We start from the raw sequence: 16,326 nt of genomic DNA, 5'->3' as shown, positions 1-16,326 counted from the left end.
ACTTCACTCGTAAGGGTGATCAGGGCGCGGTTTCGAATTCGTACGAGAACACTGCTGTGAGTAACGGGCGCCCGGCGCGCGGCCGCGTACGGAGCGCGTGGAGACCGCCGGGCGCCTCCCGTCGCGGATTGACGCGCACCCGTACGCCCACAGCTCCCGCGTCCGAACGGCGGCGACGGTTCCCCCGGCAGCCCGCCGAACGGCCGAGGCCCGACCGCCCCCGCGCGCACGGTAGTCTCGACAGGTGCCGAAACTGTCCGACGTCATCACCGCGCTCGAAGAGGTCTACCCCCCGCAGTGGGCGGAGTCCTGGGACGCCGTCGGCCTGGTCTGCGGAGACCCTCAGGCCGAGGTCAACCGCGTGCTGTTCGCCGTCGACCCCGTCCAGGCGGTCGTCGACGAGGCCGTGGAGTGGGGCGCCGACCTCGTGGTGACCCACCACCCCCTCTACCTGCGCGGCACCACCAGCGTCGCCGCCACCACCTTCAAGGGCCGGGTGGTGCACACGCTGATCACCAACGGCATCGCCCTGCACGTCGCCCACACCAACGCCGACCACGCCGACCCCGGCGTCTCGGACGCCCTCGCCGAGGCGGTGGGCCTGCGGGTGACCGGCCCGCTGGTGCCGGACCCGACCGACCCGCTGGGCCGCCGCGGCACCGGCCGGATCGGCCTGCTGGAGCCCCCGCTGACCCTCGCCGCCTTCGCCGCGCAGGTGGCGAGGGGCCTGCCCGCCACCGCCGCGGGCGTCCGCGTCTCCGGCGACCCCGACCGGCTGATCGGCCGGGTCGCGGTGTGCGGCGGCTCCGGCGACAGCCTCTTCGCCGACGTCCGGTCGGCCGGCGTGGACGCCTACCTGACCGCCGACCTGCGTCACCACCCGGCCTCCGAGGCCGCCGAGGCGGCGCCCGTCGCGCTGCTCGACGCCGCCCACTGGGCCACCGAGTGGCCCTGGCTCACCCTGGCCGAGCGGGCCCTGCTGGCCGCCGCCGACAAGCGCGGCTGGGCCGTGGAGACCAAGGTCTCCCACCGGGTCACCGACCCGTGGACCGCGCACGCCCCCATGTCCTTCACCGCCTGACCCGATTCACAGGAGCACTCCGCTTGAACGCCGCGCCCGCCGACCAGATCCGCCTGCTCGACCTCCAGGCCATCGACTCGAAGCTCGACCAGCTGGCCCACCGGCGCCGGAGCCTGCCCGAGCACGCCGAGATCGAGAAGGCCACCGCCGACCACACCGCCCTCAAGGACCTCGTCGTCGCCGCCGAGGCCCAGAAGGGCGACACCGCCCGCGAGCTGGCCAAGGCCGAGCAGGACGTCGAGCAGGTCCGCTCCCGTGCCGCCCGCAACCAGCAGCGCCTGGACTCCGGCGCGATCACCTCGCCGAAGGACCTGGAGAACCTCCAGCACGAGATCGGCTCGCTCGCCAAGCGCCAGGGCGACCTGGAGGACGTCGTGCTGGGGATCATGGAGCGCCAGGAGAGCGCCACCAGCCGGGTCGAGGAGCTGACCGCCCGCCTGGAGCACTCCACCGTCGTGCTCAAGGAGGCCGAGGGCCGCCGCGACGCCGCCTTCGCCGAGATCGACGCGGAGGCCGACAAGGTCAAGCGCGACCGCGAGACCATCGCCGCCGTCATCCCGGCCGACCTGCTGAAGGTCTACACCAAGCTGCGCGAGACCCAGGGCGGCGTCGGCGCGGCCCGCCTCTACCAGCGCCGCTGCGAGGGCTGCCGCACCGAGTTCTCGATCACCGAGCTGAACGCCATCAAGGCCGAGCCGGCCGACAAGGTCGTCCGTTGCGAGAACTGCTCGCGGATCCTGGTCCGCACCTCCGACTCGGGCGTCTGAGCCGGTGACGGCGCGCTTCATCGTCGAAGCCGACGGCGGGTCCCGGGGCAACCCGGGGCCGGCCGGCTACGGCGCGGTGGTCCGCGACGGGGACACCGGGCAGATCATCGCCGAGGCCGCCGAGTTCATCGGCCACGCCACCAACAACGTGGCCGAGTACAAGGGCCTGATCGCCGGGCTCAAGGCGGCCCGGGAGCTGGACCCGGACGCCTCGGTGGACGTCCGGATGGACTCCAAGCTGGTCGTCGAGCAGATGTCCGGGCGCTGGAAGATCAAGCACCCCGACATGCAGCCGCTCGCCGCCGAGGCGCGCACCGTCTTCCCGCGCGCCAGGGTCACGTACACCTGGATCCCGCGCGAGCGGAACAAGGACGCCGACCGGCTGGCCAACGAGGCGATGGACGCGGGCAAGGCCGGGCGCCAGTGGGAGCCCCGCAAGCCGGCGGCCGCCGCCGTCGAGGAGCCCCTGCCCGAGCCCCCCGCCGCCAAGGCCGGCTGGGCCGCCCCCGCCGACCTCGGCACCCCCACCACCTTCGTCCTGCTGCGCCACGGCGAGACCCCGCTCACCCCGGAGAAGCGCTTCTCCGGCAGCGGCGGCAGCGACCCGGAGCTCTCCGACAAGGGCCGCTGGCAGGCCGAGCGGGCCGCCGAGGCGCTGGCCGCGCGCGGCAGCGTCCAGGCGGTCGTCGCCTCCCCGATGCGCCGCACCCGGCAGACCGCCGAGACCGTCGCCGCCCGGCTCGGCCTGGAGGTCCGGTACGAGGACGGGCTGCGCGAGGTCGACTTCGGCGACTGGGAGGGCCTGACCTTCGCCGAGGTGCGGGAGCGGTACCCGGACGACCTGACCGCCTGGCTCGGCTCCGCCAAGGCCAAGCCGACCGGCAGCGGCGAGAGCTTCACCACGCTCACCCACCGGGCCGGCGTCGCCCGGGACAAGATCCTCGCCCGGTACGCGGGGAAGACCGTGCTGGTGGTCTCGCACGTCAGCCCGATCAAGACCCTGGTCCGGCTGGCGCTCGGCGCCCCGCCGGACTCGATGTACCGGATGGAGCTGTCCGCCGCCTCGATCTGCGCCGTCCAGTACTACGCGGACGGCAACGCCTCGCTGCGGCTGCTCAACGACACCTCGCACCTGCGCTGACCCGCCCCTCGGGGGGAGGGTCAGTGCACCTCGGTGACCACCACGTCCAGCTGCCACGGCTTGCGCGCCGTGCCCTGGGCCGCCAGCTCCACGTGGTGGCCCAGGTCCAGCAGCGCCTCCATCAGCGCGTCGGGGGTCTTCGGCTCGGCGCCGGCGAGCAGCAGGTCCCGGACGATCCGGCCCTTCGTCGCCTTGTTGAAGTGGCTGACCACGGTGCGCTTGCCGTCGCGCTCCTGGAGCACCCGGACGGTCGCCGTGCGGGAGGCCACCTCACCGGCCGGCTTCCAGGCCGCCGCGTACGCGGAACTGCGCAGGTCCAGCACCAGGCCGTCCGCGACGTCCGGAAGCACGGAGGCCGTCGCGCTCCGCCAGTACGCGCCGAGCGCCCCCAGCTCGGGGAGTTTCACGCCCATCGAGCAGCGGTAGGACGGGATCCGGTCGGAGATCCGCACGGCGCCCCAGAGGCCGGAGAAGACCAGCAGCGAACGCTCGGCCCGGTCGTACGCGGCCTCGTCCAGGGTGGCCAGGCCGAGGTTGTCGAACAGCACCCCGGTGTACACCTCGCCCGCCGGGCGGGCGCCGGCCGTCGGCAGCGCGGCGTTCCTGGCGATCTCGCCGCGCAGGCCGGGGGAGAGGCCGAGCACCCCGGCGGCGGTGTCCTCGTCGCCCCGGCACAGGCCCACCAGCGCGTCCAGCACCGCGCCGCGCGCCGCCGTCAGCCCGGGCAGCGACAGCCGCTCCAGCTCCACCGGCGCGCCGTCCCCGGACCCGGACTTGCCCTCCGAGGGCGGCAAAAGCACCAGCACAGCGGACACCTCGACAATCTGTTGCAGACGAACCCCGCAACCCTACTGCGGCCGCCGCCCCGACCCCGCCCCCGCGACCACGGCGGCCCCGGCCCCCAGTGCGGCACAGAGCGGCGAGTAGTACCGCGCGTTCAGCCGGCGGAACCGCTCCGAGCGCTCACCGACCCGCCCGAACACCACCGGACCGGCCAGCCCGCGCGCCAGCAGCACCCCCGCCACCGTCCGCACCCCGGCGCGCCGCAGCCGTCGCGGCCCCACCGCCGGCAGCACCCCGGCCTCCGCCCCCACCAGGTACGCCCCGGCCCCGAGCGCCCCCGCCACCACCAGGCACGCGGACACCGGCGGCACCCCGTCGCCCCGGCCCACCACGGCGTCCGCGAACTCCTCCGCGGACCCCAGCGGCCATGGCGTCACCGTCCACACCGCGTGCAGCACCCCGGTCGCCCCCAGCACCGCGGCCACCGCGCCCCCGGCCGCCCGCACCGCACCACTCATCGCCCGAACCCCCTTCGTCCACCGTCGGCTGCCCCCACCGTACGAGCGCTTACGCCGCCCCGGGCCCCCGCCCGCCGGAGCCGGGGAAGGCCGCGCCCGCCCGCGACGCGCCGACTGCCGCTCCCGCGCCCGCCGCCTGCGACACGCCCGCCGCCGCTCCGGCGCCGCCACCCGGACGCGCCGCCCACCCGCCCGGGCACGTCCCGCGGTGGGAGGATCGGTCCGTGCCCGCCCCCCAGCCCCGCACCGCCGCGCCCGCGCCCGCCCTCGGGCCCCGCCGCCGTCTGCTCGTCCTGGCGATCTGCTGCCTGAGCCTGTTCATCGTCGGCCTCGACAACACCGTGGTGAACATCGCCCTGCCGGTGATCCAGCGGGACCTGGGCGCCCCGGCGTCCGGGCTGCAGTGGATCATCGACGCCTACACCCTGGTGCTGGCCTCGCTGCTGATGCTGTTCGGCTCGGTGGCCGACCGCTTCGGCCGCCGCCGGGTGTTCCAGACCGGCCTGGTCTGCTTCGCGCTCGGCTCGCTGCTGTGCAGCCTGGCACCGAGCCTGGGCTGGCTGGTGGCGTTCCGCGCGCTGCAGGCGGTGGGCGGCTCGATGCTCAACCCGGTGGCGATGTCGATCATCACCAACACCTTCACCGACCCGAAGGAACGGGCCAGGGCGATCGGCGTCTGGGGCGGCGTGGTCGGCATCTCGATGGCGCTCGGACCGCTGCTCGGCGGCTTCCTGGTGGGCGGCGCGGGCTGGCCGTCGATCTTCCTGATCAACGTCCCGGTGGCGCTCGCCGCCATCGCGCTGACCGCCCGCTTCGTCCCCGAGTCCCGCGCGCCCCGGCCGCGCCGGCTGGACCCGGTGGGCCAGCTGCTGATGATCGTGCTGCTCGGCTGCGGCACCGCCGCGATCATCGAGGGTCCGGCCCACGGCTGGACCTCCCCGCTGATCCTCGCCCTGGCCGCGACCGCCGGGGCCGCGCTGATCGCCTTCCCGCTCTGGGAACGGAGGGTGGCCCAGCCGCTGGTGGACCCGCGGTTCTTCGCCAGTGCGCCGTTCACCGGCGCCACCGTCACCGCGGTCTGCGCCTTCGCCGCGCTCGGCGGCTTCCTCTTCCTCAACACCCTCTACCTCCAGGACGTCCGCCACTACAGCCCGGTCGAGGCCGGCCTGTGGACCCTGCCGATGGCCGGGATGATGCTGGTCTGCGCGCCGCTCTCCGGACGGATCGTCGCGGCCCGGGGCCCGCGCCTGCCGCTGGTCGCGGCCGGCCTCGGCATCGCCGCGAGCGGGCTGCTGCTCACCCGGCTCGCCGCCGACTCCCCGCCGGCCCTGCTGCTGGTCGCGTACGGGCTGTTCGGCTTCGGCTTCGGCATGGTGAACGCGCCGATCACCAACTCCGCCGTCGCCGGCATGCCGCGCGCCCAGGCGGGGGTGGCGGCCGCGGTCGCCTCGACCAGCCGTCAGGTCGGCCAGTCGCTGGGCGTGGCGGTGATCGGCACGGTCGTCACCTCGGCCGTGGTCGGGCCGGTCGCGACCGGCTTCGCCCCGGCCAGCCACGCCGGCTGGTGGATCCTGGTCGGCCTCGGCGGCGCGGTCCTCGCCCTCGGACTGGCCACCACCACCGCCTGGGCGAGCGCGACGGCCGCCCGGGTGGCGGCCCGTCTCGGCTCCGAGGCACCGCCCGTCCGGTCCGGTGTACGGGAGGCACCGCCCGAGCGGCTACGATGACCACTACGGCGGAAGAGCCGACCGGGCGGTCGCGACGGGTCCCAGACCCGCCGAGGAACGTCCGGGCTCCACAGAGCAGGGTGGTGGGTAACGCCCACCCGGGGTGACCCGCGGGACAGTGCCACAGAAAACAGACCGCCCACCGCTTTTCGTGGTGGGTAAGGGTGAAACGGTGGTGTAAGAGACCACCAGCGACCGGGGTGACCCGGCCGGCTAGGTAAACCCCACCTGGAGCAAGGTCAAGATCGGTGCCCTCGGGCACCGTGCGCGGACGTTCGAAGGCTGCTCGCCCGAGTCCGCGGGTGGACCGCACGAGGCTGTCGGCAACGGCAGCCCTAGATGGATGGCCGCCTCCCCGGGCCGCGTGAGCAACCCGGGAGACAGAACCCGGCGTACAGGTCGACTCTTCCGCCCCTGGCTTCACGAGGGCCCTGCGACCTGCGGAAACGACAGGTCGCAGGGCCCTTCGTCATGCCCGGTCCGGCGCCTCCGGGGAGCTCCGGATGCGTGCCGCGGCGGGGCGGCGCCACGATGGAGGCAGCGGGCAACGCCCGAATCCGAGAGGAAGGGGGCGCGACCATGGCCCCTCCGGCACAGGACACGTGCGGTCGCATGCGGGTGTGGATGACCACGGCCGAGCACGCGGTGGACCGCGACCAGACGGCGGTGGCGGACGACCAGACCCGGCTCGCGCAGCTGAACGCCCAGAACCCTCCCGATCCGGTGAGGGTCTCCGAGGCCGAGGCGGGACTGGCCGCGGACCGCCGACAGCTGTCGTACGACGAGAAGCGGCTGTCCGACCTCCAGCACAAGTACGACCAGGAGTGCGCGGTCCCCCCGCCCTCGGCGACGCGGTGACGCCCCGAACGGGAGATGCCCGCCCCGGCCGGGGCGGGCATGGCGGTCTCAGGCGGGGTGGGCGCCGACGGCGTCGCGGATCTGGTCGCCGAGGCCGCCGCTGACGCGGGCGCAGTTGGCGCAGCAGAAGAACATGCCGGCGACCTCGACGCCGTGGCCGACGATGCGGACGTGGCACTGTTCGCAGCGTGGCGCGAGCTTCTCCATCGCGCACTCGAAGCTGTCGAAGGTGTAGGTGTCGCCGGTGACCGTCTTGATCTCGAAGGCCAGCCAGTAGTCGTTGCCGCAGGTGACGCAGATTGCCATGGCGGCCGTCTCCTTCCGGTGGGGCCGCGGCCCGGGGTGGTCGCGCGGTCACCTCCAGTCTTGGAGGCTCCCGGGGAGACGGCCACTCGGCGTCGCCGTCAGGCGGAACGGGCGGAGAGTTCCTCCAGGGCGCGGAGGGCGCGGTCGGCGTCGTCGGCGGCGACGAACAGGTGGTCATGGTGGAAGCCGGCCACCACGTTGCAGCTGATGCCCTCCTCGGCGAGCCGGCCGGACACGGCGGCGGTGAGTCCGACGGCCTCCAGTGCCGAGTGGATCCGCAGGGTGATCCAGGCCGCCACGTACTCGTAGCGCAGCCCGAGCGCGTCCGCCTCCTCCTGGGCGACCACCATCGTCACCCCCTCGGGCTCGGCGACGGTCACCACCGGCCGCATGCCGGCGGGCACCCGCGCGGGGAGCGTGCAGTAGACGTACCGCCCCGGGTTGAGCTGCGGGCTCATCGCGCGCAGCAGTGTCGCGAGGTCTCGTTCTGCGGCCATGCCCGCCACCGTAGCGGCTGGGCGGGGGATGCGCGGTGCTCCGCGGGCGTGTCGGAATCCGTTGACGAGCGATAGTCACCGATATATCGTCGAACTATCGAGACAGTGACTCGACTGCCTCGTTGAACCTCTGGGATTCGAGGAGGTGGGCGCGATGCGCTCAGAACGTCAGGGAAGGCGATTCCGCTGGGAGGACCCGCGCGGCGGCGGTCGGCGCCGCGGCCCGGGCCCGGAGTTCCGGGGGATGCCCGGGCAGGGCGCCGAGGGCCGGGAGGCGTTCGGCGGGTTCGGCCCGCCGTTCGGCGGCGGCCCCGGCCGGCCGATGGGCGGCCCGTACGGGCACGGCTTCGGCGGGCACGGTGGCCGGCGCGGTGGTCCGCACGGGCGGCGCGGCGGGCGGGCCCGGCGCGGTGACGTCCGGGCCTCGCTGCTGGCGCTGCTCAAGGAGCGGCCGATGCACGGCTACGAGATGATCGCCGAGATCACCGAGCGGACCGGCGGGGCCTGGCGGCCCAGTCCCGGGTCGATCTACCCCAACCTCCAGCTGCTGGAGGAGGAGGGTCTGATCACCGCGGAGGAGGTCGGCGGCAAGCGGCTGGTCTCGCTCACCGAGGCGGGCCGGGCCGAGGCCGACGCCGGGCCGGCCGAGCCGTGGGCGGAAGCCGGCCGGGAGGTCGACTGGGAGGCCGTCCAGGAGGTCGGCCAGGCGCTCGCCGCCGTCGACCAGGCGATCCGCCAGGTCATGGCCACCGGCACCGAGGCGCAGCGCGCCAAGGGGCTGACGGTGCTGACCGAGGCCCGCAAGAAGCTGTACCTCATCCTCGCCGAGGATGACTGACCGGGACGGGGTGGGCGGTGTCGCTGCCCGGGCGGTCCGGGGGTCGGGCGGTCAGGCGGAGGGCCTCACGGCCGGACCACGAACAGTGCCACGCACACCAGCAGCAGCACCGCCCAGCCGAACCAGAGCCAGGCGCTCGGCCCGATGACCACGCTGTGGACGCACACCGCCGGCAGCAGCAGCCCGGTGACGCCGGCCACCTGCCGGTTGTGGTGCTCGACCGCCCGGGAGCGGCTCCTCGGGTGCCGTACCGTCCTCGCCATGCCGACCTCCCGGGGGGAGCGTGCGGAGGAAGGGGGCGGCCGTCAGCCGGAGGCCGCCTCGTCGTACTCGTAGCGCCAGAACCAGCTCAGGCCCCGAACCTGCTTGCTCCGGACGTACACCAGTGTGCGTGCGGGGGCCTCGCCGTGCGCGGGGACCGGGACCTTGTACTTCTTCGGCACGCCGAGTATCGGCCCCAGCGGGATCGGGAGGATCGTTCCGTCCAGGGGGCCGCCGACGAATTCGGTGTCCGCGCTCTTCATCCCCCCAGGGTCTCACCTCCGCCGGGGAGCCGGGGCCGGCCCGGCACCGGCCCGGGAGTGGTCCCGGAGCGACCGGGGCCGCGCCGGGAGTGTGACCGGAGAGGCACCGCCCCCGGTCATCCGGAAGCCCTCCGCACCCTTATCCTTCCTGTTACGCCCTCGGGGTCCACCCGGGTCAGCGGGCCCCGTACGGGCCGGGCGAGGCGCGAATCCGCGCGCCCTCCGGCCGACTTGGCGCGGACAGCGTGCTGCCGCGACTGCGTACCGTGACCCGGGCGTCGGCCGTCCGGTGACCCCGGGCCGCGGCCGGCAGGGCGCGGACGTCAGGGCCGAGCACCCCGGGAAGCAGCCGGGGGCGCCGTGCGTTGCGTCGAGTGGTACGTCGAACGCTGTGTCGCACCAGGCACGGCAGTTGCGCGGAAGGGGCCCGATGGAAGCCGGCAGCAGGTGGACGACCTGGTGGCAGAAGCGTGATCGTCAGCGGGCGGGGGGCTCGGACGACCCGGCCGCCGGACTCGATCAGCTGCTCGGCGCGGTGCGCGCCGGATTCCCGCTCGCGCCGGCCACCCACCCGGCCGGCTACCGGTGCTCCTGCGACCGGGTGGCCTGCCCGGCCCCCGCCCAGCACCCGGTCTCCTTCGCCTGGCAGACCCAGGCCACCACCGACCCCGAACAGCTCTCCCGCTGGCTCGCCCGCGACCCGCAGGCCAACTTCGTCACCGCCACCGGCCGGGTGCACGACGTGCTGGACGTCCCGGCGGAGGCCGGCCGGCTGGCGCTGGAACGGCTGACGGCGCTGGGCGTCGAGGGCCCGGTCGCCGCCGTCGGCGAGGACCGCTACCTCTTCTTCACCGCCACCCGCGGCACCCCGCAGGACGAGGATGAGTGGTGGCCGAGCGCGCTCGACTCCACCCCGGACACCATGTCCGAGCACCCCGGCCTGCGCTGGCACTGCCGCGGCTCGTACACCCTGCTGCCGCCGGCCGCGCTGCCGGACGGCTCCCACGTGCGGTGGCTGCGCGGGCCCGAGCAGCCGCTGCCGGACCCGCTGCGCGTCCTGGACGTGCTCACCGACGCCTGCACCGAGGTGGGCGCCGTCGCCGAGGAGCAGTGGCTGATCGGCTAGACGCCCACCGGGCGGCGCCGGACACCGCTGCGCGGGTCGCGGCGCCGCGGGTCACGGCAGGGTGAGGATCTCCGCGCCGTCCGCCGTGACCACCAGGGTGTGCTCGAACTGGGCGGTGCGCTTGCGGTCCTTGGTGACGACGGTCCAGCCGTCCTCCCAGATCTCGTAGTCGTAGGTGCCCAGGGTCAGCATCGGCTCGATGGTGAAGGTCATGCCCGGCTTGATCACCTCGGTGGCCCGCTCGCTGTCGTAGTGCGGGATGATCAGGCCGGAGTGGAACGACGTGTTGATGCCGTGCCCGGTGAAGTCCCGCACCACTCCGTAGTCGAAGCGCTTGGCGTAGGACTCGATGACCCGCCCGATGACGTTGATCTGACGGCCCGGCTTGACCGCCTTGATCGCCCGGTTGAGGGATTCCCGGGTGCGCTCGACCAGCAGCCGGGACTCCTCGTCCACGTCGCCGACCAGGTAGGTGGCGTTGAGGTCGCCGTGCACCCCGTGGATGTACGCGGTGGCGTCGATGTTGACGATGTCGCCGTCCTGGAGCACGGTCGAGTCCGGGATGCCGTGGCAGATCACCTCGTTGATCGAGGTGCAGACGGACTTGGGGAAGCCCCGGTAGCCGAGGTCGGACGGGTAGGCGCCGTGGTCGCACATGTACGCGTGGGCGACGGCGTCCAGCGCGTCGGTGGTGACACCGGGGGCGATCAGCTTGGCCGCCTCCTCCATCGCCCGGGCGGCGATCCCGCCCGCGATCCGCATCTTCTCGATCGTCTCGGCGGTCTGCACCTCGGGCCCGGTGTACGGCGTCGGCGCGGGCTTGCCGACGTACTCGGGGCGCGCGATGTTCGCCGGGACCTTGCGGATGGGGGACTGGATGCCGGGTACGAGAGCCATGCCGCGAGTCTAGTCGCCGGGCCGAGCCGGACCCTGGGCGATCCCTGCCGGTCCCTGGCCGGTCCAGGGCGGTGTGCATCCCGGCCCAGGGCAGGGAATGATCGGTACCGACCCGGTCCTTCCGGCCTTCTGAACAGGAGAGCGCGATGCCCCTCGGATTCAACCGCAAGCCGACCGGCAAGCCCGGCGAGTGGTTCTACTGCATCAAGCACGACAAGGTCGAAGAGGGCCCGGAGTGCCCGGCGAAGGACCGCCTCGGCCCCTACGCCAGCCCCGAGGAGGCCGCCCAGGCCCTGCGCATCGCCGACGAGCGCAACCGCGAGTGGCAGAACGACCCGCGCTGGAGCGACCAGCCGAAGGACGACGCCGAGTAACCCCGGGCCGGCGACACCGACTCGATCGGCCCATGTGTACACCTGCGCTCTTATGTACACTTGGGCGTATGACGCAGCCGCTGCCCATAGAGTCGATCCGCGATGTCCGCGCGCACCTGGCCGAGGTCGTCGAGCGGGCCGACCGGGACGACGTGCCCACCGTGATCACGCGTCGCGGCAAGGAGGTCGCCGCCGTCGTGTCGATCGAGGTGCTGCGGAAGTACCAGCGGTGGGAAGAGCGCGAGATCAACCGGATCATCGACGAGCGGATGGCCAACCCCGCGCCGGGCGTGCCGATCGAGGACGTCATGAGGGAGACGCTGGCCCGAGGTGAGTGAGTACCGCACCGTCTTCCGGCCGGAGGCCCAGGCCGAACTCCGGAAGATCCCCCGCGACATGGCGCTTCGTATCCTGGCCAAGCTGACCGAGCTGGAAAGCGATCCGTTCGGCTTCAGCACCACCGCGCTCGTCTCGCAGCCCGACCGGCGGCGACTGCGGGTGGGTGACTATCGCATCGTCTACACGGTCGACAACGGGCAGTTGGTGGTGTGGGTGGTCCACGTCGGCCACCGCTCCACGATCTACGGCCCCTGACGGGCGTCGAGTAGCCCCGGGGCGCGGTGCCGGTCACGTCGCCGGGGTGGCCTCGGGCTCGGCGTGTTCATGGGCGGCGCGGACGGCGGCGGCGTGGGGGTCGGTGCGGTCGTCGTAGGCGAGCAGCTTCGGGAGGGCGGCGGCGACCGCGAGCACGGCGACGACGCAGGCCACGCCGCCGCTCCAGACTGCGGCGCGCACGCCGATCATTCCGGCCATGGTGCCGGCCCTGACCTGGCCGAGCTGCGGACCGACGGAGTAGCTGAGCAGTTCGACGCCGGCCATCCGGCCGCGCAGCTCGTCCGGGATGGACTGGTTCCACATGGTCGAGCGGGCGAGCCCGCTGATCTCGTCGGCGCCGCCGGCCAGCGCCAGGCCGAGCAGTACCAGCCAGATGTGCTCGGACAGGCCGGCGAGTGCCATTGCCCCGCCCCAGCCGACGGCGGCGGCCACCAGCAGCCGTCCGTGCCGGTGGACGCGGGAGGTCCAGCCGCTGGTCGCGCCGACCAGCAGGGCGCCGAGGGCGGAGGCCGCGTACATCGGCCCGAGCGCCCAGTCCGCCCCCAACTCCGAGGCCAGGAACGGGAAGACGGCCACCGGGTAGGCGAACAGCATGGCGCAGGTGTCGATCGCGTAGGTGCCGAGCAGGTCCTTGCGGCTCCAGGCGTACCGGACGCCGTTCAACACCGCCTGGACGGAAGGCCGTTCGGCACCGGTGGGCGGCGGCACCGCCTTGATCCGGACGAGCAGCAGCAGCGAGGCGGCGAAGGTGAGGATGTCCAGCGCGTACGCGGTCTGCACCCCGGCGAAGGCCACCACCACACCGGCCAGCGCCGGCCCGGCGATCGAGGCGACGTTGTGGTAGAGCGACTTGAGGGCGAACGCGGCCGTCAGGTGCTGGTGCGGGACGACCCGCGGGGTGAGCGAGTCCAGTGCCGGGCGCTGGAGGCCGTCGGCGGCCGCGGCCAGTGCGGCGACCACATAGACCGGCCAGAGCAGCGGGTGCGGCAGCAGGGCGTTGAGCAGCAGCAGCCCGGCCAGCAGGCCGAGCGCGGCCTCGGCGCGCAGCACCAGCTTCCGGCGGTCCAGGGCGTCGGCGAGGGCGCCGCCCCACAGGCCGAAGACGATCAGCGGGACGAGTTCGACGGCGCCGATCAGACCGACCGCGAAGGAGGAGCCGGTGAGCTCCTTGATCTGCATCGGTACGGCGATGAAGGTCAGGAAGCTGCCGAAGCTGGTGACGCAGCCGGACGTCCACAGGTAGCGGAAGTCACGGGAGGCGCGCCAGGGGGACAGGTCGGGCGTCAGCGAGCGCACCAGCTTCCGGGCGCGTCCGGGCACGGGGGGATGCGGGGGTTCGTCGACGTTCACGAACCATCATCCTCGGGTGGTGGTCACGCCTTCCGCAAAGGGTTTTCACGTGGTGACGGACCGGCACGTGCCGACGGACCGACAGGTGCCGACGGACCGAAGGGCCGCCCCAGGCCGCCCCCGGCTACCAGCGGCTGATCGCGGGCGTCGAGGTCAGCCGCCCGGCGAGGTCGGCGAGCCGGGCCCGGACGGAGCGGCGGCCGGGCCGCTGCCCGGCGGCGGCGCTGACCAGGTGCTGGGCGAGGTCGAAGGGCTCCTCGGCGGCGGTGCCGACGACCAGCCGCTCGTGCGCGAGCTCGCGGAGCTCGTCGAGACCGTCGAGACCGCCGAGACCGTCGAGACCGCCGTGACCGCCAGGACGGGCGAGGCCACCGAGGCCGCCGGGTTCACCGGGCCCGCCCGGCCCGCCCCCGTCCAGCGCCAGCACCGTCGCGCCGTGCCGCCGGGCGTCGTGCACCCGCTCCAGCAGCGGGGCGCCGGCCGTCCGCGGGACCACCAGCAGCACGGTGGCGCCGCGCCCGGCCTCGGCGAGTCTGCGCAGATCGTGCGTCAGATGGGCGGGGGCGTCGGCCGGCGGGCTGTGCCGCAGCAGGGTGGGTGCCAGCCCGGGGACGTCCGACCAGGCGGCCTGGTCGTCCAGGTGGGCGGCCAGGTGCCAGGGCTCGTACGTCTCGGTGCCGACCAGCAGCAGCCCGCTCGCCCCGCGCCGGTCCACCGATCGGCGCAGCGCCCCGGCGAAGCCGCCGACCGCCTCCAGCCAGCCCGTTCCCGTCAGCCGTTCCCGGAGTGCCGAAACTCTCACCGCGTCCATGCGGCCCAGGATGTCCCGCGGGGCCCGGGATTTGGCAGGATCGGCCCATGACTTCCCTCGATTCAGCGACAAACCCGGCCCACGAGGTACCCGACGTCTCGCAGTTGGTGGTCGGTGTCCTCGGCGGCACCGGCGACCAGGGGCGGGGCCTGGCCCTGCGGCTGGCCAAGGCCGGCCAGCAGGTGATCATCGGCTCCCGCGACGCCGCCCGGGCCGAGGCCTCGGCGGCCGAGCTGGGCGTCGGCGTGCGCGGCGCCGACAACGCCACCGTCGCCCGGGAGAGCGACGTGGTGATCATCGCGGTCCCGTGGGACGGCCACGCCGCCACCCTGACGGCGCTGCGCGAGGAGCTCGCGGGCAAGATCGTCGTCGACTGCGTCAACCCGCTGGGCTTCGACAAGCAGGGCGCGTACGCGCTGAAGCCGGAGGAGGGCAGCGCCGCCGAGCAGGCCGCCGCGCTGCTGCCGGACTCCCGGGTCACCGCCGCGTTCCACCACCTGTCGGCGGTGCTGCTCCAGGACGAGTCGGTGGAGTCCATCGACACCGACGTCATGGTGCTCGGCGACGACCGGGAGGCCACGGACATCGTCCGGGGCCTGGCCGGCCGCATCCCCGGGATGCGCGGCGTCTTCGCGGGCCGGCTGCGCAACGCCCACCAGGTGGAGGCGCTGGTGGCCAACCTGATCTCGGTCAACCGCCGCTACAAGGCCCACGCGGGCCTGCGGATCACCGACGTCTGAGCGACGGCCCGTCCTACCGGTCGTCCCCGGGTCCGTCCTGATCGACAGGACGGGCCCGACGGCCGTGTCGACCTCACCCCTGGCCCGGCGCCGGAGGTGAGGTCGGCGACAATGGGTGGCGGCCGTGACCCGGCCGCCCGCACCCGTTCTAGGAGCCTTCCGCCATGCCTCGCACGTCCGTCTTCGCCCTGGCCGCCGTCGTCCTCGCGCTCGTGGCCCTCGTGGTCTCGCTGGTCCAGGGCTTCTGGCTGGGCCTGATCTGGCTGCCGCTGGCCGGGGTGGCCAGCAACGTGCTGTGGATGAACCGCCGCCGGGCCAAGATCGCCGCCGCGGTTGCCGAGCAGGGCTGAGCCGGCCCGGCAACCAGCCGGGGCTAGTTCTTCCAGAAGCTGAACAGGTACCGGCCGAGCGTCGCGTAGTCCTGGTCCACGCCGAACAGGGTCATCAGGCCGTGGACGATCCCGAAGAAGAACTGGTTCACCTGGGGCTGCCACAGCAGCGCGAACACCGCGAGCATCCCGTACGGCGCGAACGGCTCGACCGCGCGCCGGGTCTTGTACGACAGCCAGGGCTCGACGATGCCGTAGCCGTCCAGCCCGGGCACCGGCAGCAGGTTCAGCACCGCGGCGCTCAGCTGCAGGAAGCCGAGGAAGCCCAGCGCGCCGGAGAACGGCGAGATGATCAGCTCGTAGCCGTTCCAGTACGCGTGCACGGTGGGGTCGTCCAGCCAGCCCGCGCCGATCGGGATCAGCAGCGCCGCCGCGATGAGCAGGTTGACCAGCGGGCCGGCCGCCGAGACCAGGCTGTGCTTGAGCCGGCCCTGGATGCGGTGGCGCTCGATCCAGACCGAGCCGCCGGGCAGGCCGATGCCGCCGAGGATCACGAAGACGATCGGCAGCACGAAGCTGAGCAGTACGTTGGCGTATTTCAGCGGGTTGAGCGTGAGGTAGCCCTTGGCGCCGACGGTGATGTCGCCGCCGTGCAGCGCGGTGCGCGCGTGGGCGTACTCGTGCAGGCAGAGGGAGACCATCCAGCCCGCGACCACGAACAGGAACACCCCGAACGAGGCGTTGCCGTAACCCTGGTACACCGCCCAGCCGGAGGTGCCGAGGACGGCGAGGAGCACCCAGAACACCGGGCTGATCCGGCGGTCCTCGCTGCGGGAGCGCGGCGTGGCGGCGAAGGTCATGGTGTGGGTGCTCCGTGGGCAGGGGAAGAGGATCGGGTTCGGACCGTGATCGATCATGCCGGGCGGTCCGGTGGCCGGACAAGCGGCTCCCGGTGAACGTCCGGGAGCGCGGTGGCGTTCCACCCTACGCGTCCGCCGGGGGAGGGGCCCAGGACAAATGTGCGACCCTTCCCCCGGCGATCGA

Annotated in this window: 22 protein-coding genes and 1 other RNA gene; 13 read left to right on the top strand and 10 right to left on the bottom strand. The window is 73.7% G+C overall.

The window, feature by feature from the left end; all coding sequences use genetic code 11:
- Positions 1-244 precede the first annotated feature (244 nt).
- From ACZ5OX_RS03975 to ACZ5OX_RS03965, 3 genes are read left to right on the top strand one after another with little or no spacing between them, the layout of a single operon-like run.
- On the top strand, positions 245-1,081 hold the full coding sequence (locus ACZ5OX_RS03975; protein WP_465628605.1) for a Nif3-like dinuclear metal center hexameric protein: 837 nt from the start codon (positions 245-247) through the stop codon (positions 1,079-1,081).
- Between the two features lie 23 nt (positions 1,082-1,104).
- Positions 1,105-1,848 (top strand): zinc ribbon domain-containing protein, encoded by a 744-nt coding sequence (locus ACZ5OX_RS03970; protein ID WP_449789230.1) that lies wholly within the window; start codon positions 1,105-1,107, stop codon positions 1,846-1,848.
- Positions 1,849-1,852: 4 nt separating this feature from the next.
- On the top strand, positions 1,853-2,989 hold the full coding sequence (locus tag ACZ5OX_RS03965) for a bifunctional RNase H/acid phosphatase (RefSeq protein WP_392916573.1): 1,137 nt from the start codon (positions 1,853-1,855) through the stop codon (positions 2,987-2,989).
- 20 nt (positions 2,990-3,009) lie between these two features.
- Here ACZ5OX_RS03965 and yaaA read toward each other — a convergent pair whose 3' ends face one another.
- Positions 3,010-3,795, bottom strand: coding sequence for a peroxide stress protein YaaA (gene yaaA / locus ACZ5OX_RS03960; RefSeq protein ID WP_465628604.1), 786 nt, complete (start codon positions 3,793-3,795; stop codon positions 3,010-3,012).
- 42 nt (positions 3,796-3,837) lie between these two features.
- Entirely contained in the window at positions 3,838-4,290 is a 453-nt protein-coding gene (locus tag ACZ5OX_RS03955) for a DUF3995 domain-containing protein (RefSeq protein ID WP_465628603.1), read from the bottom strand.
- Positions 4,291-4,514: 224 nt separating this feature from the next.
- Between ACZ5OX_RS03955 and ACZ5OX_RS03950 the strand changes: the two genes are divergently transcribed.
- From ACZ5OX_RS03950 to ACZ5OX_RS03940, 3 genes are all read left to right on the top strand, one after another.
- A complete protein-coding gene (locus tag ACZ5OX_RS03950) occupies positions 4,515-6,017 on the top strand; it encodes an MFS transporter (protein WP_465628602.1) in 1,503 nt (500 codons plus the stop codon).
- A gap of 13 nt (positions 6,018-6,030) precedes the next feature.
- Positions 6,031-6,428, top strand: an RNA gene (gene rnpB / locus ACZ5OX_RS03945) — RNase P RNA component class A.
- A 213-nt stretch (positions 6,429-6,641) separates the two neighbouring features.
- Positions 6,642-6,875, top strand: a complete 234-nt coding sequence (locus ACZ5OX_RS03940; RefSeq protein WP_465628601.1) for a hypothetical protein — start codon at positions 6,642-6,644, stop codon at positions 6,873-6,875.
- Positions 6,876-6,923: 48 nt separating this feature from the next.
- Here ACZ5OX_RS03940 and ACZ5OX_RS03935 read toward each other — a convergent pair whose 3' ends face one another.
- Entirely contained in the window at positions 6,924-7,181 is a 258-nt protein-coding gene (locus tag ACZ5OX_RS03935; RefSeq protein ID WP_449789237.1) for a Prokaryotic metallothionein, read from the bottom strand.
- Between the two features lie 98 nt (positions 7,182-7,279).
- On the bottom strand, positions 7,280-7,678 hold the full coding sequence (locus ACZ5OX_RS03930; RefSeq protein WP_465628600.1) for an ACT domain-containing protein: 399 nt from the start codon (positions 7,676-7,678) through the stop codon (positions 7,280-7,282).
- Between the two features lie 154 nt (positions 7,679-7,832).
- Between ACZ5OX_RS03930 and ACZ5OX_RS03925 the strand changes: the two genes are divergently transcribed.
- Positions 7,833-8,516 (top strand): PadR family transcriptional regulator, encoded by a 684-nt coding sequence (locus tag ACZ5OX_RS03925; RefSeq protein WP_465628599.1) that lies wholly within the window; start codon positions 7,833-7,835, stop codon positions 8,514-8,516.
- Between the two features lie 65 nt (positions 8,517-8,581).
- On the opposite strand, the gene ACZ5OX_RS03920 is transcribed toward ACZ5OX_RS03925, so the two are convergent.
- Both ACZ5OX_RS03920 and ACZ5OX_RS03915 read right to left on the bottom strand, forming a co-directional pair.
- Positions 8,582-8,779: a hypothetical protein gene (locus ACZ5OX_RS03920; RefSeq protein ID WP_449807234.1), complete on the bottom strand. Its 198-nt coding sequence runs from the start codon at positions 8,777-8,779 to the stop codon at positions 8,582-8,584.
- A gap of 42 nt (positions 8,780-8,821) precedes the next feature.
- Complete coding sequence (locus ACZ5OX_RS03915; RefSeq protein WP_392869552.1) at positions 8,822-9,040, bottom strand: hypothetical protein; 219 nt, start codon at positions 9,038-9,040, stop codon at positions 8,822-8,824.
- A 430-nt stretch (positions 9,041-9,470) separates the two neighbouring features.
- Between ACZ5OX_RS03915 and ACZ5OX_RS03910 the strand changes: the two genes are divergently transcribed.
- A complete protein-coding gene (locus ACZ5OX_RS03910) occupies positions 9,471-10,166 on the top strand; it encodes a bifunctional DNA primase/polymerase (RefSeq protein ID WP_392869550.1) in 696 nt (231 codons plus the stop codon).
- Between the two features lie 51 nt (positions 10,167-10,217).
- Here ACZ5OX_RS03910 and map read toward each other — a convergent pair whose 3' ends face one another.
- Positions 10,218-11,063 (bottom strand): type I methionyl aminopeptidase, encoded by an 846-nt coding sequence (gene map / locus ACZ5OX_RS03905; protein ID WP_449789241.1) that lies wholly within the window; start codon positions 11,061-11,063, stop codon positions 10,218-10,220.
- 146 nt (positions 11,064-11,209) lie between these two features.
- On the opposite strand from map, the gene ACZ5OX_RS03900 reads away from it, so the two are divergent.
- From ACZ5OX_RS03900 to ACZ5OX_RS03890, 3 genes are all read left to right on the top strand, one after another.
- Positions 11,210-11,437: a hypothetical protein gene (locus tag ACZ5OX_RS03900; RefSeq protein WP_392869546.1), complete on the top strand. Its 228-nt coding sequence runs from the start codon at positions 11,210-11,212 to the stop codon at positions 11,435-11,437.
- Positions 11,438-11,505: 68 nt separating this feature from the next.
- Complete coding sequence (locus tag ACZ5OX_RS03895; protein WP_465628598.1) at positions 11,506-11,775, top strand: type II toxin-antitoxin system Phd/YefM family antitoxin; 270 nt, start codon at positions 11,506-11,508, stop codon at positions 11,773-11,775.
- A complete protein-coding gene (locus ACZ5OX_RS03890; RefSeq protein WP_465628597.1) occupies positions 11,768-12,031 on the top strand; it encodes a type II toxin-antitoxin system RelE family toxin in 264 nt (87 codons plus the stop codon). The genes ACZ5OX_RS03895 and ACZ5OX_RS03890 overlap by 8 nt, the downstream gene beginning before the upstream one ends.
- Positions 12,032-12,064: 33 nt before the next feature.
- Here ACZ5OX_RS03890 and ACZ5OX_RS03885 read toward each other — a convergent pair whose 3' ends face one another.
- Both ACZ5OX_RS03885 and ACZ5OX_RS03880 read right to left on the bottom strand, forming a co-directional pair.
- Entirely contained in the window at positions 12,065-13,402 is a 1,338-nt protein-coding gene (locus ACZ5OX_RS03885; protein ID WP_465628596.1) for an MFS transporter, read from the bottom strand.
- 124 nt (positions 13,403-13,526) lie between these two features.
- Positions 13,527-14,213 (bottom strand): hypothetical protein, encoded by a 687-nt coding sequence (locus tag ACZ5OX_RS03880; protein ID WP_465628595.1) that lies wholly within the window; start codon positions 14,211-14,213, stop codon positions 13,527-13,529.
- Positions 14,214-14,260: 47 nt separating this feature from the next.
- On the opposite strand from ACZ5OX_RS03880, the gene npdG reads away from it, so the two are divergent.
- Positions 14,261-14,953 carry an NADPH-dependent F420 reductase gene (gene npdG, locus ACZ5OX_RS03875; protein WP_465628594.1) on the top strand — a complete coding sequence of 231 codons (693 nt, stop codon included), beginning with the start codon at positions 14,261-14,263 and terminating at the stop codon, positions 14,951-14,953.
- Between the two features lie 164 nt (positions 14,954-15,117).
- Positions 15,118-15,303, top strand: coding sequence for a hypothetical protein (locus ACZ5OX_RS03870; protein ID WP_392869538.1), 186 nt, complete (start codon positions 15,118-15,120; stop codon positions 15,301-15,303).
- Positions 15,304-15,326: 23 nt separating this feature from the next.
- Here the strand turns inward: ACZ5OX_RS03870 and ACZ5OX_RS03865 are convergent, their stop codons facing one another.
- On the bottom strand, positions 15,327-16,142 hold the full coding sequence (locus tag ACZ5OX_RS03865; protein WP_449789245.1) for a site-2 protease family protein: 816 nt from the start codon (positions 16,140-16,142) through the stop codon (positions 15,327-15,329).
- Positions 16,143-16,326: the final 184 nt, after the last annotated feature.

Source organism: Kitasatospora sp. NPDC032121 (assembly GCF_055580145.1).
Note: the sequence above shows the minus strand (reverse complement) of the source record. Positions and strands in the feature narration are given on the sequence as shown.

Coding starts and splice junctions, on each gene's coding strand:
- ACZ5OX_RS03880 (WP_465628595.1), bottom strand. CDS start 14,213: ATGGACGCGGTGAGAGTTTCGGCACTCCGGGAACGGCTGACGGGAACG.
- ACZ5OX_RS03915 (WP_392869552.1), bottom strand. CDS start 9,040: ATGAAGAGCGCGGACACCGAATTCGTCGGCGGCCCCCTGGACGGAACG.
- ACZ5OX_RS03925 (WP_465628599.1), top strand. CDS start 7,833: ATGCGCTCAGAACGTCAGGGAAGGCGATTCCGCTGGGAGGACCCGCGC.
- npdG (WP_465628594.1), top strand. CDS start 14,261: ATGACTTCCCTCGATTCAGCGACAAACCCGGCCCACGAGGTACCCGAC.
- ACZ5OX_RS03910 (WP_392869550.1), top strand. CDS start 9,471: ATGGAAGCCGGCAGCAGGTGGACGACCTGGTGGCAGAAGCGTGATCGT.
- ACZ5OX_RS03900 (WP_392869546.1), top strand. CDS start 11,210: ATGCCCCTCGGATTCAACCGCAAGCCGACCGGCAAGCCCGGCGAGTGG.
- ACZ5OX_RS03895 (WP_465628598.1), top strand. CDS start 11,506: ATGACGCAGCCGCTGCCCATAGAGTCGATCCGCGATGTCCGCGCGCAC.
- ACZ5OX_RS03865 (WP_449789245.1), bottom strand. CDS start 16,142: ATGACCTTCGCCGCCACGCCGCGCTCCCGCAGCGAGGACCGCCGGATC.
- ACZ5OX_RS03930 (WP_465628600.1), bottom strand. CDS start 7,678: ATGGCCGCAGAACGAGACCTCGCGACACTGCTGCGCGCGATGAGCCCG.
- ACZ5OX_RS03935 (WP_449789237.1), bottom strand. CDS start 7,181: ATGGCAATCTGCGTCACCTGCGGCAACGACTACTGGCTGGCCTTCGAG.
- ACZ5OX_RS03920 (WP_449807234.1), bottom strand. CDS start 8,779: ATGGCGAGGACGGTACGGCACCCGAGGAGCCGCTCCCGGGCGGTCGAG.
- ACZ5OX_RS03870 (WP_392869538.1), top strand. CDS start 15,118: ATGCCTCGCACGTCCGTCTTCGCCCTGGCCGCCGTCGTCCTCGCGCTC.
- ACZ5OX_RS03940 (WP_465628601.1), top strand. CDS start 6,642: ATGACCACGGCCGAGCACGCGGTGGACCGCGACCAGACGGCGGTGGCG.
- ACZ5OX_RS03955 (WP_465628603.1), bottom strand. CDS start 4,290: ATGAGTGGTGCGGTGCGGGCGGCCGGGGGCGCGGTGGCCGCGGTGCTG.
- map (WP_449789241.1), bottom strand. CDS start 11,063: ATGGCTCTCGTACCCGGCATCCAGTCCCCCATCCGCAAGGTCCCGGCG.